This window comes from Rhizobium sp. C104, from assembly GCF_022354505.1.
In the GTDB taxonomy this organism is placed as follows: domain Bacteria; phylum Pseudomonadota; class Alphaproteobacteria; order Rhizobiales; family Rhizobiaceae; genus Rhizobium; species Rhizobium redzepovicii.
Genome location: NZ_CP092348.1, coordinates 2,370,777 through 2,393,048, shown reverse-complemented (window position 1 = coordinate 2,393,048; position 22,272 = coordinate 2,370,777). Strand labels below are relative to the sequence as shown.

The following is a 22,272-nucleotide window of genomic DNA, read 5'->3' as shown; positions in this document are numbered from 1 at the left end:
CGGTTGTAATTCGAGCACTTACTCATGATAATTGGGGAAAATACGCGATCATTTAAAAGCAGAAGTATTGAATGGGTCTCTTTCGTTCCATGCAGGTATTTGTCACAACCGTCCAGGAAGGCTCGATGAGCGCAGCATCGGGCAAGCTTGGCATCTCGCCGGCAATGGTCGGGCAACACGTCGCCGCACTGGAGGAACGGCTGGGTACGCGCCTCCTCAACCGAACCACGCGTCGGCAGAGCCTGACGGATTTCGGCAAGAGCTATGTCGAGCAGTGCCGGGATATTCTGGAGCGGGTGGCTATTGCGGATCAGGACGCCGAGGCATCGCAGACGAAACCGCGCGGCCTCTTGAAGGTCACGGCGCCGGCGACGTTCGGGGCGGAGGTGCTGATGCCGGCTTTGCAACGCTACCGAGAGATCGCTCCCGAGGTGATGCTGGATATTACCTTGACCGATCGTAACGTCGATATCGTCGAGGAAGGTTTCGACATCGCGATCCGCATCGGGGACCTGCCCGACAGCCGCCTCATCGCGCGTCAGCTCGCTCCCTATCGAATGATGATTTGCGCGTCACCGGATTACCTCGCTCGACATGGAAATCCTGCCCATCCAAGCGCGCTTTCCGGCCACGAAACCGTTGGTTTCACCCCGGCGGCGCGCTCGCCCTGGAGGCTGTCGAAAGGCAAGGATGAGGTCGAGGTCGCGCCCAGATTGTCGATCACCGTCAATAGCGGTCAGGCCGTGCGCATGGCCGCTCGTGCCGGATTGGGTGTCGTTATGCAGCCTGCCATCCTGCTGGCTTCGGATATCCGGGCCGGCCTTCTCGTCCAGCTCTTCCCCGATTGGCATCTGCGTGAGCGGCCTATGTCACTCGTCTATCACCGGGATCGGCGCATGACGCCACGCGTGCGAAGCATCATCTCATTCGTCGTTGCGGAGTTTGGAGCAGAGCCGGAGAGTCCGGCAAATCGCCCTGCCGAGTGACCGCAATCGATGCCTTGGGCCGACGTCACGCCTGGTGGCGTGATTAGCTTTCCGCCAGTTCCCTGGCGCGCCGTGCCCGGATCGCCGCGGCAATGAAGACGCGCGACAAGCCGTGATAGAGCGGCTCGCGCGATAGCAGGCGCGAGGTGATGTAGCCGATCATCGACACTGCCATGATCGGGATGACCGCCTCGTGATCCCCGGTCATCTCGAGGATGATGACGAAGGCCGTCATCGGCGCCTGCACGACGCCGGAGAAATATCCGGCCATGCCGAGGATCGCCGCAAGGGCGATGCCACTGCCCATCAATTGGCCGACCGTGCTGCCGAAGCCGGCGCCGATGGCGAGTGAGGGCGCGAAGATGCCGCCCGGGATTCCCGAAATCATCGACAGGAAGCCGGCAACAAGCTTTTCGAGGAAGAAAAGCAGGGGCAGGGGATTGCCCTCGACGGCACCCTTCGCCTGGTCGTAGCCGGTGCCGAAGGTCGTACCACCCGACAGGATGCCGACGGCGGCGACGGCGAGGCCGCAGACGGCCGCCAGCATTACCATCCGCCGCAGCGGTTGCGGCTGCGCAAAGCGGCGCACATGCTGGCCGGCATAGAGCGCCAGCCCGCTGAATGCAGCGCCAAGGGCGCCGCCGCCGATGCCGCAGACGAGCACCAGTTCCCAGTCGCGCAGCGATGCCGGCGCAACGGATGTCGAGCCGAAATAATTATAGCTGCCGGCGAGCCCGAGCGCGGCAAGGCCGGACAGGATGACGGCGGTCAGAACCAGTCCGTTGGCGCGCGATTCATAGGTGCGGCTCATCTCCTCGATCGCGAAGACGATGCCGGCGAGCGGCGTGTTGAAGGCGGCGGCAATCCCGGCCGCCGAACCGGCAAGGATCAGCCCGCGGGCTTGTGCCATGCCGCCGAAGCGAGCGACCGCCAGCATGATCGATGCGCCCACCTGCACGGTCGGTCCCTCGCGGCCGATCGATGCGCCGCTGAGCAGCCCGAGCACCGTCAGCACGATCTTGCCGAAGACCAGCCGCAGCGACAGCAGGCGGGTTCGGTCTTCCGGATCGCGCAGATGCCGGGCGGCGATCGCCTGCGGAATGCCGCTGCCCTGCGCGTTCGGGAAATACCGTGCGGCGAGATAGGCCGACAGCATGAAACCGAGCGGCGTGACGACGAGCGGCAGCAGAAAGCCCCATTCGCCGGAGGCTGTTATGTCGGCAAAGGCGCGTTGGGCGAGATCGGCCAGCCTGGCAAAGCCGACGCTGATGATGCCGATCGCGCAAGCGCCGAACCAGAAGATCAGCCGTGGGCGCCAGAGTGCGAGGGAACCCCAGAGAACACGGGAGCGGCGAAGAAGTCGGGACTTGCGATACAACACTGACATGCCGGGAGCGGAAGTTGAACAGAGCTTCTTCCTAAACCGGTTTGCGGGGAAAGAACCACCTCTTTCGTCGGAAATCGCCGCCCCTACCAGTCTTCGATCCGCACCATATCTCCAGCCATCACCGATCGCTGACCGCCGCCCTGGGATTGACCCATGGCTCCTGGTTGGAGCGCGCCAGCGGCTGTTTGCCGAGGATGTGGTCGGCGGCCTTCTCGCCGGTCATGATCGAGGGGCCGTTCAGATTGCCGTAGGTGACGTGCGGGAAGATCGAGCTGTCGGCGACGCGTAGGCCATCGACGCCGATCACCCGGGTCTGCGGATCGACCACCGCCATCGGATCGTCCTTGGCGCCCATCTTGCATGTGCCGCAGGGGTGATAGGCGCTTTCCAGATGTTCGCGCAGGAAGGCGTCGATCTGCGCGTCGCTCTGCACACCTTCGCCCGGCTGGATCTCCGGCCCGCGATAGTCGTTGAAGGCGCTCTGGCCGAAGATCTCGCGGGTGAGGCGCACACAGTGGCGGAACTTCTCCCAATCCTCGGCATGGCTCATATAGTTGAAGCGCAGCACCGGATCGGCCTTGGGGTCGGCCGAACGCAGCGTCACGCTGCCGCGCGACTTCGACAGGTTGTAGCCGACATGCACCTGGAAGCCGTGGCTCTTGGCCGCCGCCTTGCCGTCATAGCTGATCGCCACCGGCAGGAAGTGATACTGGATGTCGGGCTGCTTCAGCCCAGGGGCGGAGCGCAGGAAGGCGCAGGCCTCGAACTGGTTGGAGGCGCCGAGCCCGCCGCGCGAGAGCAGCCATTGTGCGCCGGCCACGCCCTGCCAGAACCACGGCAGCCAGGAATAGAGCGACACCGGCTTGGTGCTGACCTGCTGGAAATAGAACTCCATATGGTCCTGCAGATTGGCGCCGACGCCCGGCCGGTCGACCTTCACCGTAATGCCCATGTCCTGCAGATGTTGGCCGGGACCGATGCCCGACAGCATCAAGAGCTTCGGCGAATTGAACGAGGAGGCTGAGACGATCACCTCGCGGTTCGCCTTCACCACCTCTATTTTGCCGTTGCGTTCGATCTCGACGCCGGTCGCCCGTCCGTCCTCGATCAAGATCCTCTGCGCAAAGCCGTAGACGATATTGACATTGTCCCGCTTCAGCGCCGGTTTCAGATAGGCATTGGCGGCAGACCAGCGGCGGCCGGAAAAGATGGTCTGCTCCATCAGCCCGAAGCCTTCCTGCTTGCTGCCGTTATAATCCTCGGTCGTCTCGAAGCCCGCCTGCTTGCCGGCCTCGACAAAGGCGCGAAACAGCGGATTGGTGAAACCGCCGCGCTGGACATGCAGCGGCCCGTTTGTACCGCGCCAGCCCTCCTCGCCGCCATGCGAATGCTCCATCCGCTTGAAATAGGGGAGAACGTCGGCATAGGCCCAGCCGCCGGCGCCAAGCTCCTCCCACCGGTTGAAGTCCTCGGCGTGGCCGCGCACATAGACCATGCCGTTGATCGAGGAGGAGCCGCCGATCACCTTGCCGCGCGGCGCAGTGATGCGCCGGTTGTTGAGGTTGGGTTCCGGCTCGGACAGATAACCCCAATTATAGCGCTTCATGCTCATCGGCCAGGCAAGCGCCGCTGGCATCTGGATGAACGGCCCGAAATCGCTGCCGCCCGCCTCGATGACGAGAACGGAATTCTTGCCGTCTTCCGACAGGCGATAGGCGAGGGCGGACCCCGCCGAGCCCGAGCCGATGATGACGAAATCTGCTTGCATGGCGTTCCCTTAAATTCCTTTGCACGGTCCCCGAAGACTTCGGGACATCAAGACCCCGCCCCAAACCCCTCCCACAAGGGGAGGGGCTTAACCTGCGGCACTGCCTCACTCCGAAATCAGCGCCGCAAATGGTGCGATCGAGGGGAGGCAAAACCGGTGCGGCATTCTAGCCCCTCCCCCTCGTGGGGAGGGGTTGGGGAGGGGTCTTCTCACTCTCAATAAGGCGCCGCCACCGGCCCCATGCCGACGTAAACCGTCTTCAGCTCGGAATAATGCTCCAGCGCCGCCAGCGAATTCTCGCGGCCGAAGCCGGATTGTTTCGAGCCGCCGAAGGGGATTTCCACCGGGCAGAGATTATAGGTGTTGATCCACAGCGTGCCGGCCTCCAGCCGGTCGACGACGCGGTGGGCGCGGGTGAGGTCGGCGGTGAAGACGCCGCCTGACAGGCCGAATTCGCTGGCATTGGCGCGTGTGATGACCTCGTCCTCATCGTCGAAATCGAGCACCGACATCACCGGCCCGAAGATCTCCTCGCGGGCGATGGTCATGTCGTCGGTTACGTCGGCAAACACCGTCGGCTGCACATAATAGCCTTCGCCGGAAACGTTGTTGGGAATACCGCCGCCGGCGACAAGCGTTGCGCCCTCGGCCTTGCCCTTTTCGATATAGGCGACCACCTTCTCGCGCTGTGCCCAGGAAACCATCGGGCCGATCTGCGTCGCCTCATCAAGCGGATCGCCGATCAGCATCGCCTCGGTGCGCGCCTTCAGCCGCTTCAGGAACTCGGTCTTGACCCCCTTCTGCACGAAGACGCGGGTGCCGTTCGAGCAGACCTGGCCGGTGGAATAGAAATTGCCGAGCATGGCGCCGCCGACCGCCGAATCGAGATCGGCGTCGTCGAAGACGATGAGCGGCGACTTGCCGCCGAGTTCCATCGTCACATGCTTGAGATTGCCGGCCGCCGCCGCCGCCACCCGGCGCCCGGTCGGCACCGATCCGGTCAGCGACACCTTGGCGACATCGGGATGGTTGACGAGCAGCGGCCCGGTATCGCGGTCGCCCTGGATGACGTTGAAAAGCCCCTTCGGCAGCCCCGCCTCGTGCAGGATCTCGGCAATCTTCAAGGCGCCGAGCGGCGTGTTTTCCGAGGGCTTGAAAACCATGGCATTGCCGCAGATGAGCGCCGGCGCAGCCTTCCAGCAGGCGATCTGCTGCGGATAGTTCCAGGCGCCGATGCCGACGCAGACGCCGAGCGGCACCCGCTTGGTGTAGGCAAAATCCTGGCCGAGCGGGATATGCGAACCATTGAGGCCGGCCGGTGCGACACCGCCGAAGAATTCGAAGGCATCGGCGCCCGAGGTCGGATCGGCGACGATCGTCTCCTGGATCGGCTTGCCGGTATCGAGCGTTTCCAGTTCCGACAACGCCCGGTTTCGCTCGCGCATGATGTCGGCGGCGCGTTTGAGAATGCGTCCGCGCGCCATCGGGCTCATCGCCGCCCATTCCGGCTGGGCGCGTCTGGCCGCGGCAATCGCCTTCTCGACAATCGCGGGCGTTGCGGCATGTAGCCGGGCGATCACCTCGCCGGTCGCCGGATAGAGGCTCTCGATGACGGTCCCGTCGGTGTCCTCGACATATTCGCCGTCGATGAAGTGCGAGGCTCTCGGCTGGGCTTTCATGTCATTTGTCCTTGGATGTTCGATGTGGTTGTCCCATCTCGGCTGGAAGGGAAGGTGGCGGCCAGAAGCGCATTCAGATAATCCTCTGTCAGTGCGATCGAGGCTTCGATGCCGATCGGTGCCGATTTCAGACTTTGCCTGATGTAGAGCCCGTCGATCATCGCCGCAGCGCCCTCGGCGATGCGTTCTGCGGCGTCGGCCGGCAGCAGCGCCTTGAGATCGGCAAGCAGGTTGGAGCGCAGCCGGCGGGCATAGATCACCAGGAAACGCCGCGTCTCCTCCGAGCGCTGCGCTTCGGCGTAAAAGGCAAGCCAGGCGGCGATCGTGTCTGGCGCGAACTGGTCGGCGTGGAAGTTGACACGGATGACGGCCGAAAGCCGGGCGCGCGGCGTCTGCGCTGCTATCAGCGCCGCCACCGTATCGCTGCGCAATTGCCTAAGAAGCGAGCGGATCGTCTCGATCAGCAATTGTTCCTTGCTGCCGAAATAATGATGGGCAAGGGCCGGCGACACGCCAGCCTGGCGGGCGATGTCGGACATGGTGACGGCAAGCGAGCCGTGATCGCCGATCACCCGCAGCGCCGCATCAACGAGCGCCTTGCGACGCACCGGCTCCATTCCGACTTTCGGCAAAGCGCCAACTCCTCACGCATTTTCGATAAGGATATTTTTGATTGACTGATCAATCAACAAAAATATTGACCGAATTGATTTCGCGCAGATCTTTTCCGGAGAAACGGGCGCAACATATTCAAAGTTGATCAGGAGGTGTGCCATGACCAGCGTCTTCAACGAAATGCCCGGATCCCCGCTACGGTCGAAATGGGTCTGGTTCCTCGGCCTCGGCGTGCTGCTTCTAATCTGTGGCCTCATCGCTCTTAGCAACCTGCTAATGGCGACCGTCGCTTCGGTCTTTTATGTCGGCATGCTCATGCTGGCGGGTGGCGTCATCTATCTCATCCACGCTTTTCAGGTGCGCCGTTGGGATCAAGTGCTCTTCTGGGCTCTGAGCGGTGTGCTTTACGTGCTTGCCGGCATCTGCGCCTTCATCAATCCTATCTTCACCTCGGCGGCCTTGACTTTGTTTCTGGCCATTGCGCTGCTGGTGGCCGGCATTTTCCGTCTCTGGGTCGGGATGCGGATGCGGCCGCTGAAGGGCTGGCGCTGGATCGCGACCAGCGGCGTCATGACGGCCCTGGCCGGCTTCGTCATCGCGCTGGGCTGGCCGGTGAACAGCCTCTGGATCCTCGGTCTGTTCCTGGCCGTCGATCTCATCATCCAGGGCTCGACCATGATTGCCTTCGGCCTCGGCATGCGCGGCTGAAGCCTTTTTGATACGCCTATTTTGACAAGGGCATGACAGGGGATTAGACTAAAGGGGTATGGACCGATCGCCAAAAGCGGGTGGTCCTGTGTGCGATAGCCGCAAATGGTCATGCGTCCCCCAAAGGCAGGGTTCTGCCTCAATAAAAAGGGAGGAAGTTCATGCCGATGGTCACCGTTTCCATCTCTCCGCAACAGGCAGCGGGCATCCGCGCCGCCGTCGACACAGGCGGCTATGCCTCGAGCAGCGAGGTCGTCCGCGAGGCGCTCCGCCTCTGGGACACCGCCCGCAAGCTCAACGAATTCCGCGACGATGTCCTCGACGACGAGGGCGCTCCGTCCGGCGGCAGATGCGTCGCCGACATGTTCGCTGATCACGAGGCAGAGCGCCGCCGCTCCGCCTGATTAAGCGCCTGATTGTATTATGAAATTCAAGATGAACGCGGAACGCGTGGTCGTGCCCTGCATCTTTCACAAAACTTTCATATTGGCGAAAGGGTTCATTGATCCTTCCGGGGCATCTTTCTGACCAAGAAGAACAAGTCACAGTGGAGATCAGCCAAATGAAGAGCGGGACTTCCCTGGCTGCCACCGTCGAGCCCGGCGTCCTGCGCCGCTATGCCAGCGACCAGATCGTCACGCTTGCCAAGCTCGTGGTCGAGAACGCCTTTCAGCCGATCGTCGAGGCCGGCACCGGCACGGTGTTCGGTTACGAATCCCTGATGCGCGGCCAGGAGCGTATCGGCTTCGACACCCCGGTCGACATTCTCGACGAGGCCCATCAGGCCGGCCAACTGCTGCAGCTCGAACAGATGCTGGCGAGCCGCGCGCTCGCCAAATTCGCCACCCTGTCGAATTTCTCCACCTCGACGCTGTTCCTCAATCTCGATGTCCGGCTCATCCCGCATGGCGAACGCTTGGTCGAGAGCCTGCTGCAGCACCTGCGGAAGGCCAATATTCCGCCGTCCTCCGTCTGCTTCGAATTCTCCGAACGTTTCGACAACACCAGCGTGCCGGAATTTGCCGCGCTCGTTTCCAAGCTGCGCAAGGCAGGTTTCAAGCTGGCGATCGACGATTTCGGCGTCGGTCACGGCGAGATGAAGCTGCTTTGCGACTATGCCGTCGATTACCTGAAGATCGACCGCCATTTCGTCGCCGAGCTCGACCGCAGCTCCCGCAAGCGCCATCTTTTGAAGAGCATCGTCAACATCGCCCATGTGCTCGGCACCCGCGTCATCGCCGAAGGCATCGAGACCGAGGCCGAATTCATCGCCTGCCGCGAATATGGCGTCGACCTCGTCCAGGGCTGGTTCATCTCCCGCCCGACGACGCATATGTCGGAGCTGGCGCCGTCCTTCCCGCATCTGCAGGAGCTCGGAAAAACCAAGCGAGGCAGCCAATCGCTCGACGAAATCCTCATCCGCAAGCAGATCGAACTCCTGCCGACGGTTTACGAGAACGACAGCATCGACAGCGTCTTCGAACTCTTCCGCCGCAATCCGCGCCAGGCTTTCTTTCCCGTGCTCAACGCCAATAGCGAGCCGCGTGGCATCATTCACGAGCAGCACCTTAAGGAATATATCTACCAGCCCTTCGGCCGCGATCTCTTGAAGAACAAGATGTATGAGCGCAGCATCTCGCATTTCGTCGAAATGGCCCCGATCGTCGGCCTCGACAGCGATGCCGAGCAACTGATGGCGATCTTCGCCAATATGGAAGGCAGCAACTGCCTGATCCTCACCGACAATATGCGTTATGCCGGCGTCGTCTCCGCCGCCTCGCTGATCAAGGTCATCAACGAGAAGCAGCTGAAGACCGCCCAGGATCAGAACCCGCTGACCGGCCTGCCGGGCAATCGCGCCATCCGCGATTTCATGCGCCAGTCCGGCCGCGACGGCGATGAGGTCCGCCATTTCTGCTACTGCGACTTTGATAATTTCAAGCCATTCAACGATGCTTACGGCTTCCATCTCGGCGATCATGCGATCTCGCTGTTTGCCGCGCTGATGCGCCGCTATTTCTTCGCCGAGCGCCATTTTCTCGGCCATGTCGGCGGCGACGATTTCTTCATCGGCGTCGTCGGCTGGACGCAGGAGGAGCTGACCGAGATCCTCGACCGGCTGATCAGCGATTTTCACGACGACGTGCTCGATCTCTATTCCGAAGAGCACCGCGCCGCCGGCCGAATCCTCGGACACGATCGCGCCGGCGTCGAGGCGCTGTTTCCGCTGATGCGCTGCTCGATCGGCGTCATCGAACTGCCGAAAGGCCTGGTCATCGACGATATCAACCGCGTCAGCGCTGAGATCGCCGTCATCAAGTCGGCCGCCAAGGAGAGCGACGAAGGTCTCGTCTTTCACTTGCTGGGCGAGGCGAATTGACGCCCTTGCCACATCAAGCCTTCCCAAGCCCGCGGGGCTGACTTATTTCCTGGTTCCGATCAGGGAGGGTCGCGCCATGTCACTGCCCCAGGAAATGCGTTTCATCGATCTCAAGTCCTTCGGCGCCCCGGAGGTGATGACGATCGGCAGACGCCCGCTGCCGGTGCCCGGTGAGGGGCAGGTTCTCGTGCGCGCCGAGGCGATCGGCGTCAACCGCCCCGATGTCGCCCAGCGCCAGGGCAGCTATCCCGCGCCCAGGGATGCAAGCCCGATCCTTGGCCTGGAACTGTCAGGCGAAATCGTTGAGATTGGCCCTGGCGTTAGCGGCTACGGCGTCGGCGACAAGATCTGCGGCCTCGCTAATGGCGGCGCCTATGCCGAATATTGCCTGCTGCCGGCCGGCCAGATCCTGCCCTTTCCCAAGGGTTATGACGCGGTGAAGGCCGCGGCCCTTCCCGAAACCTTCTTCACCGTCTGGGCCAATCTCTTCCAGATGGCCGGGCTGACCGAAGGCGAGACCGTGCTGATCCATGGCGGCTCCAGCGGCATCGGCACGACGGCGATCCAGCTCGCCCGCGCTTTCGGCGCCGAGGTCTATGCGACGGCCGGTTCAAGCGAGAAATGCGCGGCCTGCGAAAGGCTCGGCGCCAAACGTGCGATCAACTACAGACGCGAGGATTTCGCCGAGGTGATCAAGACCGAGACCGGCCAGGGCGTCGATATCATTCTCGATATGATCGGCGCCGCCTATTTCGAGCGCAACCTCGCCTCGCTCGGAAAAGACGGCTGCCTGTCGATCATCGCCTTCCTCGGCGGGGCTGTTGCCGAAAAGGTCAATCTGTCGCCGATCATGGTCAAGCGCCTGACGGTCACCGGTTCCACCATGCGCCCGCGCACGGCGGAGGAAAAACGCGCCATTCGCGACGATCTGCTCTCCGAGGTCTGGCCGCTTTTGGACGCCGGCACCATCGCCCCCGTCATCCACAAGGTCTTCGCCTTCGAAGAGGTCGTCGCAGCCCATCGGCTGATGGAAGACGGCAGCCATGTTGGTAAGATCATGCTCAGCGTCGGCTAGAGCATGATGCCGAAAAGTGTGAGCGGTTTTCTCATGATATCATGCTCTAACTCTTTAATTTAGAACAGGATTCAGATTTTGGGCCAACCGGGCCTAAAATCATCCTGTTCTAAGTGACAGTGACACGCCGATGGCGAGAACGCCGGGCAGCGCAATCAGCAGATAGAGCCAGTAGGCTGCCGACAGCGCCCCGGCAACGCCGCCCGGATCGACGAGGCCGGCGCCATTGGCGATGACGCCGGCAAAGGCAGCACCGAAAGCGCCGCCGAGCGAACTCATCGTCGGGATCGCCGCCGAAGCCTTGTCCAGTTCGCTGTCGGCGACGAGCGTCAGAACCATGGCGACGAGATGCGTCCAGCCGAGCCCGACGCCGAAGCCCATCATGAACATGCCGACTGCCGCCGGCACGATGAAGAGCATATGCGCCTGCGGATTGTCGCGCGCGAGAAAGACCGCCAGCGAAATGGTCGCCGCCGCCTCGATGAGCGCGCCGGCAACGATCGCCGCCTGCGCGCGACCGCCGGTCAGCGAGCCGCTGAGGAAAGCCGAAAACGTCCAGCCGAGGGCGACAAGTGCCACCAGATAACCTGAAACAAGCGGCGTCACCCCGTGCAGCACCTGTAGGAAATAGGGAATGAATACGTCGCTGACGAGCACGACGGTCATGGCCAGCATCGTCAGGTAGACACGCGCAATCGGCCTGGAAAGGCTGACCGCGCCGGAGGGCAGCAGCCGGTTCGGGCTTCGACTTTCGATGAGGAGCATGCCGCCGACCGCAGCGATCGATGCCGCGATCAGGCCAATTTTCGCGGCCGTCACCTCGATCGTCCCGGCGGTGCCGACCATCAGCACGGCGCCGAGCAGCAGCCCGATCTGGGCAATCGGCGTTTTCGCCTGCTCGCGGTCGTCTTCGACCTCGGGCAACAGCCGCGGCGCCAGAACCGCCATCACCAGGCCGAGCGGCATCAGCACGATGAAGGCGTAGCGCCAGTTGCTGCCGGCGGAGAAAAAGCCGCCAAGCGTCGGCCCGATAACGGTCGCCACACCCCAGATCGCCGCATAGAGCGTCGACGCCTTTGTCCATAACGGCTCGGGATAGACGAAGCGGATGAAGGCATAGCCAAGCGCGGCAAGCGCTCCGGTACCGAGACCCTGCACCGCGCGTCCGACCAGCACCACCGGCATGGACGGCGCGGCTGCGGCGATCAGGCTGCCGACGCCGAAGACCAGCGCGGCGATCACATAGATGGCGCGAAGCCCGATCCCCCGCGGGCGCATGGCGACGAAAATCGAGCCGAGCACGGCGGCGGCGACGAACAGGCTGGTGACCCAGGAAAACAGCGCCAGCCCGCCGATATCACGCACGATCGAAGGCGCGATGGTCGCCGTGATGTAGCTCTCGACCGCGTAAAGCATAACGCCGCCGGCAAGCATCAACGTTGCCGGCAGGTGCTCGGGCAGGAAGAGGCGCAGGAGGGAGCTGGTGGCGGGGATGGCCGCAGTCTGGTCGATATTGGACATGGAATGACCCTGATAAAGACCGACGGCCCGCAGCTTGGCGCCGCGATCGGTGATGTGCTTGGCATATCGGGCGAGGCCGCCCGTCAGCAGCTCGCCAAGCTGGCGGAACAGGGGCTGGTGGAGCCGGTCACCGTCGGCGCCACGGGCAGGGGCCGGCCGCGTCAGCTCTGGCACCTGACTGCCGCGGGCAACCGCCAATTCCCGGACGGTCATGCCGAACTGACGGCAAACCTGCTCGGCACGCTGGTCGAACAGCTCGGACCCGCGGCCCTCGACACTGTCATCTCGGCCCGCGAGGCCGAGGCGCTGCAGCGCTATCGGCTGGAATTGCAAAATGCCGGCGACCTTGCCGCGCGTGTCGAAGGTCTTGCCGCCATCCGCACCCGCGAGGGCTATATGGCCGATCACTGGCAGGAGGCGGATGGCTCCTTCATGCTGGTCGAAAACCACTGCCCGATCTGCGCGGCGGCCACCGCCTGCGCCGGCTTCTGCCGCTCCGAACTCGAAACCTTCCGTGCTGCACTCGGCGCCGAGGTCGAGCGCAGCGAACACATCCTCTTGGGCGCCCGCCGCTGCGCCTATCGCATCACGCCGCGTTGAGGCGGAGCACGCGCAGGCAGCTCGCGCTTCAGGCCGGCTGCCGCGCCTGCCGCCTGGCGCTTTCGAGATAAAGCAGGACACCGATCGACGCGAAGCCTGCGGCCGCGCCGACAAAGGCGGTGCCGGAATAGTCGCTGACCGATGTGCCGAAGGCGAAGAGCCCGGCGGCGATGCCGGTGCCGATGAAGGTGTTGAGCGAGATCAGCGAGGTTCCGAGCCCCGGCCGGTCTGCGATCAGGTCCTGCAGATAAGTGATCGGCACGCTGAGGATTGCCGCCGCCCCGCAGGCGTTGAGGAGGAGCAGCGCATAGATGTGCCAGGGCGCTGAGGCAAATCCGAGCAGCAGCAGATAGGCACAGTAGATCAGCGCGCCGAAGGCCAGGACATGCACGGTGCGGAACCGCCGCTGCGCCATGCCCCACATCATCATGAACGGCATTTCGAGAAAGGCCGTCAGCCCGGCGATGAAGCCGACATCGACCACGCTTCCATCAGCCGCATGGGTGATGATCAGCGGCAGCAGCATGCTGTTTAATCGCTGCAGCCCGAAGAGCAGCGCCATGACGATGACGCGCACAAGCACATAGGGCATGAAAATCCGCTTCAGCGATGCGAGGAAGCCGGGCTGATCGGGGGAGGGACCGGCCGTGCCGTTTCCAGGCGCGAAGAAGAAATATAGGCAGAAACAGGTGCAGCTTGCCAGGGCGGCGATCCCGTAAGCCGGCGTCATCGACGGCGAATTGACGAGATAAAGGCCGATCATCCCCGGCGCCACCGCCCACGAGCCGGAAAACAGCGCCCGCACCGTTGCGGTGATCCCCGCCGCCTGGCCGCGATCCATCTGGTTGGTCCTGGCACGCAGGCTGGCAAAGAGCAGCGAATAGGTGGAGTTGCTCATCGGCACCAGCAACAGTGTCGAGACGATGAAGACGGCAGGGCTGTGAAAGATCGCGATCGACCCGAAGCCGAGCATGCCGGCCACCGAAAGCCCCAGCACCAGCGGCCGCCGCTCTTTCAGCCTGTCCGACCAGATGCCGAGCGTCAGGCTGGTTGTGACGTTGACGATCGCCGAGAAGAAGATCAGCGCCGAATAGGTGCCGTTGCTCAAGTTCAGTTCGTTGATCCCGATGATCGACTGATAGGGCGCGGTCGAAGCATAGGTGAAGGCGAGCGCCACAAGCGTCACGGCCGGGATACGGATCCGTTTGTCGCGCAGGATCAAGGAGAGGGTGGATGACATGGGACGGTTCCTGATGCATCACCTTTAGCGGGAAGGGACACATCAGGAAAACGATAGTTTTCGATCGTCGCGGTCAATTTTTGTGATGTTTGTCTGCGTCAGGTCTGCGCTGTCAAACTGGAAAGTTAGAAATCGATTTGGCCCAAGGGCAGAACGTTACCGAGGAAACCGACCAGAACTGACGCAATCGATATCAAGACCAACCCCAGAAGCGCTCCAAGGATGACTCCAACGCTCGTCCTCGTGGGCCGGCGCGCCAGCCAGCACGCCAGGCAGAGAGAGACGACCGTGAAAAATACCCAGGCCGGATTGCAAAACAATTCCTTCGATGCGAACTGGGTTGCAAGATAGTGTGCCGATACGCCTAACCTCAAGGTCTGCTTTTCACAGGAGGCGGACAAAGCTGGCGCTCCCCGAGCAGCCTCATCAACAACGACCGGCGGCGGGCGCAATTATCCCCCTGATCCGCCCCGCATTGCGGTTCTTGCTGCAGAAGCCCACCCCACACTCCGTCCTCCTCGGGCTTGATCCGAGGATCCATGCTGCCACCGCTGGTGGGTGCGGGTGCGGGTGTGGATGCTCGGCTCAAGGCCGAGCATGACGGAGGGTGGGCCAAACCCCGTTGGCTTTCGCGCCGCGACGCGTTATGCCTGCGGCATCCCGCCAGCATCCGGATGAGAGCTCATGACCAATCCCGTCACCGTCGAAGTTACCCGTGGCCTGCTCGTCGAAAGCCGCCATCGTGGTTCGGTGGCTGTCGTCGATGGTGACGGCAAGCTCGTCTTCTCGCTCGGCGATATCGAAGCCGCCGTTTTCCCGCGTTCGGCCTGCAAGGCGATGCAGGCGCTGCCGCTGATCGAGAGCGGCGCGGCCGATGCCTATGGTTTTGGCGATAAGGAATTGGCGCTCGCATGTGCTTCGCATAATGGCGAGGACGAGCATGTGGCGCTTGCCGCCTCCATGCTGTCGCGGGCCGGCCGCAATGCCGAGGCGCTGGAATGCGGCGCCCATTGGTCGATGAGCCAGAAGGTCCTGATCCAGCAGGCCCGTGCGCTCGATGCGCCGACTGCGCTGCACAACAATTGCTCGGGAAAACATGCCGGCTTCATCTGCGCCTGCTGCCATCAGGATATCGAACCGACGGGTTATGTCGGCTATGAGCACCCGCTGCAGGTCGAGATCCGCGCGGCGATAGAAAGCCTGACCGGCGCCGTGCTCGGTGCCGAGAGCTGCGGCACCGACGGCTGCTCGATTCCGACTTATGCCGTGCCGCTCAAGAGCCTTGCCCACGGCTTTGCAAAAATGGCGACGGGCGTCGGCTTGGAACCTTTGCGCGCCAAGGCATCCCGCCGGCTGATCGAGGCTTGCATGGCCGAGCCCTTCTATGTCGCCGGTACCGGTCGCGCCTGCACGGAATTGATGCAGCTCGCCCCCGGCCGCATTTTCGCCAAGACAGGCGCCGAGGGCGTCTTCTGCGCCGCGATCCCGGAAAAGGGCATCGCCATCGCCCTGAAATGCGACGATGGCGCCACCCGCGCCGCCGAAGCCACGGTGGCGGCGACACTTGCCCGTTTCTTCGAGACGGAAAGCGAAGTGCACGCCGCCCTGACGGCCTTTGCCGCAACCTCGATGCGCAATTGGAATGGCATCCATGTCGGCGATATCAGAAGTCACGTCCGTGCTGACTGGAAAATAAACGAGCCAATACCTTTATCAGGAAGTATTTAGCGGTTCGGAGATAACGGAACCCAGCAATGGGACGGCGTCAACACAGGTCATCGGGCTCGTCGGAACCACTCTCGCTTCTGAACAGCCCTGATCTCATTGATATCGAAGTCTACTATGACCAATTCCTGCTGCTTGCCGCCCATAATAAGAACCTTGCCTAGCGGATCGACGGCGAAAGAACGACCGTCGTCTTTCGGTACCGGATAATTGGCCACGGCTATCCCCACGACGGACTGGAAGGCCAGTGCTCGCACCCCCGCCACGCGCACGTCACCTACGCTTGGATCGTCCACGAGTGGGCAGCTGTTTGGAACGAGAATAATCTCCGCGCCGTTCCGAACGAGATCCGATGCTACATCGGGAAACTCCCGATCCATACAAATCATTATGCCGATCGCAACCTCGCCCGCTTTTGTCTTCAGCTTTGCCACTCTTGAGCCATCGCCTGGGGCGCAAGCCTCTTCCGGGACGTCGAAAAAGCAAATGTGTCGCTTGCGCTGATGGAGGATGATTTCGCCGCTGTCATTGATCACTACGGCCGCGTTGAAAGGTTTTGCCTCTCCGTACTCAAGGAACGTTGCCACGATCGCGAGACCATTATTGCGCGCAGCTTGTCGAAATCTATCCAGATAGGGACCATCAAGCGGTATTGCCGCGTCGATCCAAGCCTGCCGGGACGCCGCATTCTCGGAATCAAAGCGACTGTACCCGTTTGAGAACATCTCCGGAAATAAGATGATGGCGGCACCTTCAGCCGCAGCAGATGCGCAAACCTCATCGATATTTACGTCGCTCATCATCTGCGCCAGCGCGATTCGAAGGGAAATGCTTGTCAAATTCTGTTCCTCCTCATGCATGGGCCGTGCCATCGTCCTCGTGAGGTCGAAGGTTAGGCAGTCTGATCCCACACGTCAAACTGGCATGCGTCCCCGGTTTCCCCGGCCGATCAAGCCGCGGCGATCGTGCTGTTGAGATCGCGATAGGGTTTCAGCCGCTCGGCCGGCATTTCCGCCGGCACGATCAGCCCCGCCACCTCAGAAATTCCAAGCACCGGGCAGGGCGAGACGAGGTCGAACTTCTCCTCCGTCAGCAGCACATGCGTTTCGGCCGAGCAGCGGGCGATATGGCGTTTGATCGCCGCTTCCTCGAAGTCGCCGGTGGAAAGCCCGTGCACCGGATGGGCGGCCGTCACGCCGAGGAAGAACAGGTCGGGGCGCAGTTGCGAGATCGCCGCCGCCGCCGCCGCGCCTGTCGCCACCATCGAATGTTTGTAGAGCCGCCCGCCGGCAAGGATCACCTCCGCCGTCGGGTGGTGCTCGAGTTCGGCGGCGATCGTCGGGCTGTGGGTCGCAACCGTCAGCGGCGTGTCGCGCGGCAAGTGCCGGGCGATCTCAGCCGTAGTTGTGCCGCCATCGAGAAAGATCAACTGACCGGGCTTGACCATCGCCGCCGCAGCAGCCCCGAGCCGCGCCTTGATCTCCGACGAGACGCTGCGCCGCGCGGTAAAATCGGGCAGATCGGGCGCCAACGGCATTGCGCCCCCATGCACCCGTTTCAACAGCCCCTCCGCCGCCATTTCGCGGAGATCGCGCCGGATTGTGTCTTCCGAAAGGGAAAAATCCTCGGCGACACGCTTGGCGACCACCTGGCCGTCACGGCGCAATATGTCGAGGATGAGGGTTTTGCGTTGTGACGTCAGCATAGGCTCTCTGCACGAAATTAAACACATTCGCCCGATATTGCACGAAAAGACTCGACATTCAAGAAATCTCGTGCATTTTCACGAAATCCCGTGCATGACGCCGGGAATGCTCAGCGATGGAGTGGATGATGTTGATATTGATTGCCGGGCCTTATAGGTCGGGAACGGGCGACGACCCGGAAAAGATGGCCGCCAACCTGGAGCGGCTGGAGGAACCCTCGCCCGCACTGTTCGCCGCCGGCCATGTGCCGATGATCGGCGAATGGGTGGCTCTGCCGATCTGGCACGCCGCCGGCGGCAAGTCGGTCGGCGATGCGCTCTACGAAGAGATCTTCCACCCTGTCGCCGGCCGGCTGCTGCAGCTCTGCGACGGCGTGCTGCGGCTGCCGGGCGACTCCAAGGGGGCGGATAACGACGTGCGCATCGCCAGGGAGCGCGGCATTCCGGTCTGGCACCGGCTGGAGGACGTGCCGGGCTGCGGCTGAGCGGCGAGTTTGTCCTGGCAAGATGCCCCTCACCCTAACCCTTGCCGGGGTCGAGCCGCTGGTCTCGACCCGTCCTGCGAACCCCCGTAAACGGGGCGAGGGGACGTGCCTTACGAGAGGTCTGCGAGGAATTGAGAGGGTGCGGCATATCTCTCCCGTCAGAACGGGGAGAAGGTGCCGGCAGGCGGATGAGGGGCGGCCCGACGCAGAGACAAAACCCAATCTCCCCAGTTCCGGCGCACCCATCCCTGCGCTATATCACGTGCCGAAAGGGAGTGGCCCATTATGCTGACATTGTACTACGCGCCGGGAACCTGCGCGCTCGCAAGCCTGATCGCCCTGGAGGAATCCGGCCTCGCCTTCGAAACAAGGAAGCTCAGCTTCGCCAATGGCGAGCAACGCTCGCCGGATTATCTGCAGATCAACCCGAAGGGCCGGGTGCCTGCGCTGGTCACCGATCGCGGCGTGCTGACGGAAACGCCGGCGATCCTCGGCTTTGTCGCGGAAAGTGCGCCGGCCGCCAAGCTGGCGCCGCTCGGGGATGCTTTCGACATGGCGCGGCTGCAATCCTTCAACTGCTATCTCTGCTCGACCGTGCATGTGAACCATGCCCATCGCCCGCGCGGCTCCCGCTGGGCCGACGATCAGGCGGCACTCGAGGCGATGAAGGCCAAGGTGCCTGAGAATATGGCCGGTTGTTTCACCCTGATCGAAGAGACGATGTTCAAAGGCCCGTGGGTGATGGGCGAGAGCTATTCGATCGCCGATCCCTATCTTTTCGTCATGACAGATTGGCTGCCGTCCGACGGCGTCGATCCCGCCCGCTTCGTCGACGTGAGCGACCATCACGCCCGCATGCTGCAGCGCCCCGCCGTCCAACGGGCGCTGGCCTACGATCGCGGCTGATAGGCTGCATGATCGCCGCGGCCTGCGGGGCAGGCGCAGCGGAGCTCATGCCGACATCTCCCAAGGATTGATCACCGAGGCCCCGGTGTCGGCGAAGTCACTGACGTTGCGGGTGACGACGATCAGGTCATGGACGATCGCGGTCGCGGCGATCAGCCCGTCAATATCGCCGCGTGGCCGGATCGCGGCGATGCGACCCCATTCCACGGCGATCTGATCGGTTACCGGCAGGATGCGGGCGCCGTGATCATGACGCAGCTTGCGCAGCCACTCCGTGAGGTGCGCCGCAGCCTTCGGGTCCGACCTCTGTTTGAGCGCAATGCCGCGCATGATCTCGCCAAGGGTCAGCGCGCTCAGGTGTATGCTCAGCGGATCGACGGAGCGCAGCCAGGAAATCGCCTGCGATGTGCCGCGCCGCGCCTCCGAAACGATATTGGTATCGACCAGATACATCAGAAGGTCACGTCGCGGCTTGGGCTCGCAGCGCGTGCTTCCACCGTATTGGCAAGCTCATCGTCCCAGGCCGGGCCGCCAAGCAGGTCGTCGACCAGTGTCGGCCGGCCGGCGCGCAAGGCGTCGTAGTCGCGGGCGGACAGCACGACGGCCGTTCGCTCGCCCCGGAGCGTGACCACCTGCGGGCCTTCATCACGCGCCTTCTGCACCACTTTCGAAAACTTGTTCTTGGCCTCCTGCAACTGCCATTCCATTATTTGCCTCCTGGCTAGACTGTCTGAGATATTTAAGCATGGAAAGACGCAGGGTCAATGGGTAGCAGCAGCATCCATCGGATGAAGATGGTAAGGGGCCCTTGTCACACGGCCGATGCGGCGGTGAACACCGCCAACTGGGCCGCGAAAGCACGCTGATAGGCCGGCCGGGCTTCGCCGCGGGCGACATAGGCGGCAAGGTTTGGATATTCCTCCAAGAGACCTGATGCTTGCGCCCTGAGCAGCACCGTCACCATCAGCAAGTCGCCGGCGCTGAACGCGCCATCGAGCCAGTCGGCATCGCCAAGGCGAGCGGAAAGGCTCCCCAGCCGTTTGCGGATGCTGTCCTCAAGCGCATGCAGGCGCTGCTCGTACCAGGGTTCGTCGCGCTCGAGGATGGTGGCGAGGCTGCGCTCGAAGATCGGCGGCTCCACCGTGTTCAGCGCAGCAAACATCCACGTGACCGCGCGCGCCCGGGCATTCGTATCCGCAGGCAGCAGGCCCGCATGGCGCTCGGCGATATGGAACACGATCGCACCGGACTCGAACAGAGTAAGATCGCCTTCTTCATAGGTCGGAATCTGCCCGAAAGGATGAAGTGCCAGATGCGCGGGCTCCTTCATCGTCTTGAACGAAACGAGACGAACTTCGTAAGGCTGGCCCGCTTCTTCGAGTGCCCAGCGAACGCGCATGTCGCGCGCCAGACCCCGGCCGCGATCGGGCGAGCGTTCAAAGGCGGTAATGGTAATCGTCATCGCTTCCTCCATATGATTATCCTTAGATCGATGCGATGTAAGGCGTTGTGCAATGGCTTGAAGACGGCCGGCGAAATGAGATTCCGACACCGATGCTCGCGATAATCCTCGCTGGCCTTGCGACGATCGCCAGATCCCGACCTACTTCCGCTCGACCGTCAGCACCATCGGCATGGCCCAATTGGCCTCGGAAATCGGCCAGCGGAGCAGGCTTACTTTGTTATCGTCCGCCTGAGACTCCCATCTTGCGTAGAATTTTTGCCGATAGCCATCCAGCCGAACGCTCCGGCAGGCGACGGGACCGCCATCAAGATTAAGCGCGACCTTGAGATTGAGCGGCGAGGTCTTCAGAAACTCTCCAACCGGTCGAGGGAAAAGAACGCTTCCTTTGTCGTCCCGATGACGACACGCCCCAAGTCGTCTTTGGCGACAAACGTACGGTTGGCGAGCCAGCGGCTTTTCACATTCACATGCGTCTGCCCGTCGTCGCCGATCAGGAGCGGATAGGAGACCATGGCGTTCGACGCGCCGGCAAAGGCTGTCTGCCAATCTTGATGCGTCAGGTCGCGGATCTCGGCAGTGTCTTTGCCGGCAATGAAGGCGCCGGCCCTCGCGTCATATTGCTGAGGACCCATCGCAATGCCTTCGCTGATGAAAGGCGTATCGGGCCTGCCATGTTTGTCGAAATAGCTGCCGTTCACGATCAGCGCGGCGTTAGGCAAAACCTTCTCCCATTCGTCGATGCCGGTATCGCCAGCAGCCGCGTTACGGGTGACGAATCGAAAGCGGGCCGGGTCAATTCGGCTGAGCAAGATCCGGTCGACTTCGCGGCCATCGGCAAGAACCGGTAGTTCCGCCACCTCGAAGCCCGTCTCCGGCTCTTGCCAGACCAGCGGCCCGGGCAAAACGGCCGGGATGACCGGGCGCAACGCCAACTGCACGGAGGCGGAAAGGCGCTCGTCGTCAGGTTTTATGTCGATCCAATAGGTTCCACCGCGCCGCAAGACGGTGTTGAAACCGTAAGCACCCGCGACCTGCCAGAGCCAGCCGGCGCTGACGACAATGGCGACCGTTAAAATTGCGAGGAGTCCCAACAGGATTTTTCGAATTGCTGGCACTGAAATTCTCTTTGCTGAAACAGATAGGGCTCCGACGCCGGGTTGGCGTGGTCGCGCGAATGCAGGCGACAAGTAGGGTTTTTTCTACGGCGGAAGCGCTGCCCGCTCTGTCGAATCAGCCCTTCAGCCTGCCAGGGCCAGTTCTCCGTAACGGCTGGACAAAGAGGCCGGCGAGCTTCAATATCGATCCGCATCCGCTCATTCCGGGGTCAGGCCCGAAGAGGAGAACGCCTTTGTATGCCGTCGCAAAATATTCAGAACGCACCGGCCGAGGCGGAAGGACGAGACGCGGCTCGAATTCAATCGAGGGCTAGTCTTGCTGCTCGGCTATGACGCGCCAAAGCTGGCGCAGGTCCAATGTCGAGAATAATATGATCATCGAATTGACTGCTTATGATTTCGCCGGGTTGCTGAACGGCGCCGCGCCCGCAGATACGCGCCTGGTTTCCGATAGCGCCATCGCGCCGCCTGAGGTGCTGGAGATGCTGGCGAGGATCGCCGCGGAGATCGGCGCCGATTTTACCCCGTCGGCCTGGATGATCGTCGAGGATGGCGAGATCGTCGGGCTGTGTTCCATCATCAGTGCGCCTGAGAGGGGCGAAATCCACGTCGGCTATGGCATTGCGCCGAGCCGCGAGCGGCGTGGCTATGTCACGCGTGCGATCGGCGAACTGCTCGAATGGGCGCGGAAAGACCCGCGCGTGACGCACGTTTCGGCCGATACGGGCGTGGAAAACATCGCCTCGCAACGTGTCCTCGAACGCAACGGCTTCATCCGCATCGGCGAGCGCATTGATCCGGAGGACGGTCGTGTGATTTGCTGGCAGGCATCGGTGGACTGAGGCAGGTCGCTAAAGCGCGTCGCGTCACGCGAGTGATGCGGCGCGTTTCAGAGCGGCTGACACGGGCGCG

The 22,272-nt window shown here is 62.6% G+C and carries 21 protein-coding genes and 1 pseudogene; 10 read left to right on the top strand and 12 right to left on the bottom strand.

The genetic code is table 11. The features are described 5' to 3' along the window. Positions 1-71: 71 nt before the first annotated feature. On the top strand, positions 72-986 hold the full coding sequence (locus tag MF410_RS13035; RefSeq protein ID WP_097627503.1) for a LysR family transcriptional regulator: 915 nt from the start codon (positions 72-74) through the stop codon (positions 984-986). A 43-nt stretch (positions 987-1,029) separates the two neighbouring features. Here MF410_RS13035 and MF410_RS13030 read toward each other — a convergent pair whose 3' ends face one another. The 4 genes from MF410_RS13030 to betI form a co-directional block, all read right to left on the bottom strand. Then, complete coding sequence (locus tag MF410_RS13030) at positions 1,030-2,373, bottom strand: chloride channel protein (RefSeq protein ID WP_097627505.1); 1,344 nt, start codon at positions 2,371-2,373, stop codon at positions 1,030-1,032. 118 nt (positions 2,374-2,491) lie between these two features. Continuing rightward, positions 2,492-4,141 (bottom strand): choline dehydrogenase, encoded by a 1,650-nt coding sequence (gene betA / locus MF410_RS13025; RefSeq protein WP_097627507.1) that lies wholly within the window; start codon positions 4,139-4,141, stop codon positions 2,492-2,494. 215 nt (positions 4,142-4,356) lie between these two features. Next, positions 4,357-5,820, bottom strand: a complete 1,464-nt coding sequence (gene betB, locus MF410_RS13020) for a betaine-aldehyde dehydrogenase (RefSeq protein ID WP_097627509.1) — start codon at positions 5,818-5,820, stop codon at positions 4,357-4,359. Further along, the gene (gene betI / locus MF410_RS13015; protein ID WP_239620427.1) at positions 5,817-6,437 is read right to left on the bottom strand and encodes a transcriptional regulator BetI; all 621 of its coding nucleotides are present in this window, start codon (positions 6,435-6,437) and stop codon (positions 5,817-5,819) included. Before betI ends, betB begins: the two co-directional genes overlap by 4 nt. Positions 6,438-6,594: 157 nt before the next feature. Between betI and MF410_RS13010 the strand changes: the two genes are divergently transcribed. The 4 genes from MF410_RS13010 to MF410_RS12995 all read left to right on the top strand — a co-directional run bounded on the left by MF410_RS13010 (position 6,595) and on the right by MF410_RS12995 (position 10,598). Further along, the gene (locus MF410_RS13010) at positions 6,595-7,143 is read left to right on the top strand and encodes an HdeD family acid-resistance protein (RefSeq protein WP_097627514.1); all 549 of its coding nucleotides are present in this window, start codon (positions 6,595-6,597) and stop codon (positions 7,141-7,143) included. 161 nt (positions 7,144-7,304) lie between these two features. After that, a complete protein-coding gene (locus tag MF410_RS13005; protein ID WP_003587881.1) occupies positions 7,305-7,547 on the top strand; it encodes a type II toxin-antitoxin system ParD family antitoxin in 243 nt (80 codons plus the stop codon). Between the two features lie 158 nt (positions 7,548-7,705). Further along, entirely contained in the window at positions 7,706-9,523 is a 1,818-nt protein-coding gene (locus MF410_RS13000; RefSeq protein ID WP_097627516.1) for an EAL domain-containing protein, read from the top strand. A gap of 76 nt (positions 9,524-9,599) precedes the next feature. Beyond that, positions 9,600-10,598, top strand: coding sequence for an NAD(P)H-quinone oxidoreductase (locus tag MF410_RS12995; RefSeq protein WP_097627518.1), 999 nt, complete (start codon positions 9,600-9,602; stop codon positions 10,596-10,598). A 99-nt stretch (positions 10,599-10,697) separates the two neighbouring features. On the opposite strand, the gene MF410_RS12990 is transcribed toward MF410_RS12995, so the two are convergent. Continuing rightward, entirely contained in the window at positions 10,698-12,119 is a 1,422-nt protein-coding gene (locus tag MF410_RS12990) for an MFS transporter (RefSeq protein ID WP_097627520.1), read from the bottom strand. 3 nt (positions 12,120-12,122) lie between these two features. Here MF410_RS12990 and MF410_RS12985 point away from each other — a divergent pair, with 3 nt between their 5' ends. Beyond that, positions 12,123-12,719, top strand: coding sequence for a MarR family transcriptional regulator (locus tag MF410_RS12985; protein ID WP_097627522.1), 597 nt, complete (start codon positions 12,123-12,125; stop codon positions 12,717-12,719). A gap of 28 nt (positions 12,720-12,747) precedes the next feature. On the opposite strand, the gene MF410_RS12980 is transcribed toward MF410_RS12985, so the two are convergent. Next, positions 12,748-13,959: an MFS transporter gene (locus MF410_RS12980; protein WP_097627524.1), complete on the bottom strand. Its 1,212-nt coding sequence runs from the start codon at positions 13,957-13,959 to the stop codon at positions 12,748-12,750. A gap of 684 nt (positions 13,960-14,643) precedes the next feature. Here MF410_RS12980 and MF410_RS12975 point away from each other — a divergent pair. Next, positions 14,644-15,655 (top strand): annotated as a pseudogene (locus MF410_RS12975) (asparaginase). A gap of 79 nt (positions 15,656-15,734) precedes the next feature. Here the strand turns inward: MF410_RS12975 and MF410_RS12970 are convergent. Both MF410_RS12970 and MF410_RS12965 read right to left on the bottom strand, forming a co-directional pair. Beyond that, positions 15,735-16,523 carry a carbon-nitrogen hydrolase family protein gene (locus MF410_RS12970; protein ID WP_097627761.1) on the bottom strand — a complete coding sequence of 263 codons (789 nt, stop codon included), beginning with the start codon at positions 16,521-16,523 and terminating at the stop codon, positions 15,735-15,737. 110 nt (positions 16,524-16,633) lie between these two features. After that, complete coding sequence (locus MF410_RS12965; protein WP_097627529.1) at positions 16,634-17,389, bottom strand: DeoR/GlpR family DNA-binding transcription regulator; 756 nt, start codon at positions 17,387-17,389, stop codon at positions 16,634-16,636. 128 nt (positions 17,390-17,517) lie between these two features. Here MF410_RS12965 and MF410_RS12960 point away from each other — a divergent pair, with 128 nt between their 5' ends. Together MF410_RS12960 and MF410_RS12955 are read left to right on the top strand one after the other, a co-directional pair. Next, positions 17,518-17,874, top strand: coding sequence for a DUF4406 domain-containing protein (locus MF410_RS12960; RefSeq protein WP_183777452.1), 357 nt, complete (start codon positions 17,518-17,520; stop codon positions 17,872-17,874). A 285-nt stretch (positions 17,875-18,159) separates the two neighbouring features. Further along, a complete protein-coding gene (locus MF410_RS12955) occupies positions 18,160-18,780 on the top strand; it encodes a glutathione S-transferase family protein (RefSeq protein ID WP_097627531.1) in 621 nt (206 codons plus the stop codon). Between the two features lie 45 nt (positions 18,781-18,825). Here the strand turns inward: MF410_RS12955 and MF410_RS12950 are convergent, their stop codons facing one another. The 4 genes from MF410_RS12950 to MF410_RS12935 all read right to left on the bottom strand — a co-directional run bounded on the left by MF410_RS12950 (position 18,826) and on the right by MF410_RS12935 (position 21,336). Further along, on the bottom strand, positions 18,826-19,233 hold the full coding sequence (locus tag MF410_RS12950) for a type II toxin-antitoxin system VapC family toxin (protein WP_097627533.1): 408 nt from the start codon (positions 19,231-19,233) through the stop codon (positions 18,826-18,828). After that, positions 19,233-19,487, bottom strand: a complete 255-nt coding sequence (locus MF410_RS12945; protein ID WP_097627535.1) for a type II toxin-antitoxin system Phd/YefM family antitoxin — start codon at positions 19,485-19,487, stop codon at positions 19,233-19,235. Before MF410_RS12945 ends, MF410_RS12950 begins: the two co-directional genes overlap by 1 nt. A 104-nt stretch (positions 19,488-19,591) precedes the next feature. After that, positions 19,592-20,242 carry a glutathione S-transferase family protein gene (locus MF410_RS12940; RefSeq protein WP_097627763.1) on the bottom strand — a complete coding sequence of 217 codons (651 nt, stop codon included), beginning with the start codon at positions 20,240-20,242 and terminating at the stop codon, positions 19,592-19,594. A 347-nt stretch (positions 20,243-20,589) separates the two neighbouring features. Then, a complete protein-coding gene (locus MF410_RS12935; protein ID WP_239619798.1) occupies positions 20,590-21,336 on the bottom strand; it encodes a phosphodiester glycosidase family protein in 747 nt (248 codons plus the stop codon). Between the two features lie 395 nt (positions 21,337-21,731). On the opposite strand from MF410_RS12935, the gene MF410_RS12930 reads away from it, so the two are divergent. Next, positions 21,732-22,202 carry a GNAT family N-acetyltransferase gene (locus tag MF410_RS12930; RefSeq protein WP_239619797.1) on the top strand — a complete coding sequence of 157 codons (471 nt, stop codon included), beginning with the start codon at positions 21,732-21,734 and terminating at the stop codon, positions 22,200-22,202. Positions 22,203-22,272: the final 70 nt, after the last annotated feature.

What these genes read in the sequence shown, in the direction of transcription:
- MF410_RS13035 (WP_097627503.1), top strand. Translation starts at nt 72, where the DNA reads ATGGGTCTCTTTCGTTCCATGCAGGTATTTGTCACAACCGTCCAGGAA.
- MF410_RS13030 (WP_097627505.1), bottom strand. Translation starts at nt 2,373, where the DNA reads ATGTCAGTGTTGTATCGCAAGTCCCGACTTCTTCGCCGCTCCCGTGTT.
- betA (WP_097627507.1), bottom strand. Translation starts at nt 4,141, where the DNA reads ATGCAAGCAGATTTCGTCATCATCGGCTCGGGCTCGGCGGGGTCCGCC.
- betB (WP_097627509.1), bottom strand. Translation starts at nt 5,820, where the DNA reads ATGAAAGCCCAGCCGAGAGCCTCGCACTTCATCGACGGCGAATATGTC.
- betI (WP_239620427.1), bottom strand. Translation starts at nt 6,437, where the DNA reads ATGGAGCCGGTGCGTCGCAAGGCGCTCGTTGATGCGGCGCTGCGGGTG.
- MF410_RS13010 (WP_097627514.1), top strand. Translation starts at nt 6,595, where the DNA reads ATGACCAGCGTCTTCAACGAAATGCCCGGATCCCCGCTACGGTCGAAA.
- MF410_RS13005 (WP_003587881.1), top strand. Translation starts at nt 7,305, where the DNA reads ATGCCGATGGTCACCGTTTCCATCTCTCCGCAACAGGCAGCGGGCATC.
- MF410_RS13000 (WP_097627516.1), top strand. Translation starts at nt 7,706, where the DNA reads ATGAAGAGCGGGACTTCCCTGGCTGCCACCGTCGAGCCCGGCGTCCTG.
- MF410_RS12995 (WP_097627518.1), top strand. Translation starts at nt 9,600, where the DNA reads ATGTCACTGCCCCAGGAAATGCGTTTCATCGATCTCAAGTCCTTCGGC.
- MF410_RS12990 (WP_097627520.1), bottom strand. Translation starts at nt 12,119, where the DNA reads ATGTCCAATATCGACCAGACTGCGGCCATCCCCGCCACCAGCTCCCTC.
- MF410_RS12985 (WP_097627522.1), top strand. Translation starts at nt 12,123, where the DNA reads ATGACCCTGATAAAGACCGACGGCCCGCAGCTTGGCGCCGCGATCGGT.
- MF410_RS12980 (WP_097627524.1), bottom strand. Translation starts at nt 13,959, where the DNA reads ATGTCATCCACCCTCTCCTTGATCCTGCGCGACAAACGGATCCGTATC.
- MF410_RS12965 (WP_097627529.1), bottom strand. Translation starts at nt 17,389, where the DNA reads ATGCTGACGTCACAACGCAAAACCCTCATCCTCGACATATTGCGCCGT.
- MF410_RS12960 (WP_183777452.1), top strand. Translation starts at nt 17,518, where the DNA reads ATGTTGATATTGATTGCCGGGCCTTATAGGTCGGGAACGGGCGACGAC.
- MF410_RS12955 (WP_097627531.1), top strand. Translation starts at nt 18,160, where the DNA reads ATGCTGACATTGTACTACGCGCCGGGAACCTGCGCGCTCGCAAGCCTG.
- MF410_RS12950 (WP_097627533.1), bottom strand. Translation starts at nt 19,233, where the DNA reads ATGTATCTGGTCGATACCAATATCGTTTCGGAGGCGCGGCGCGGCACA.
- MF410_RS12945 (WP_097627535.1), bottom strand. Translation starts at nt 19,487, where the DNA reads ATGGAATGGCAGTTGCAGGAGGCCAAGAACAAGTTTTCGAAAGTGGTG.
- MF410_RS12940 (WP_097627763.1), bottom strand. Translation starts at nt 20,242, where the DNA reads ATGACGATTACCATTACCGCCTTTGAACGCTCGCCCGATCGCGGCCGG.
- MF410_RS12930 (WP_239619797.1), top strand. Translation starts at nt 21,732, where the DNA reads ATGATCATCGAATTGACTGCTTATGATTTCGCCGGGTTGCTGAACGGC.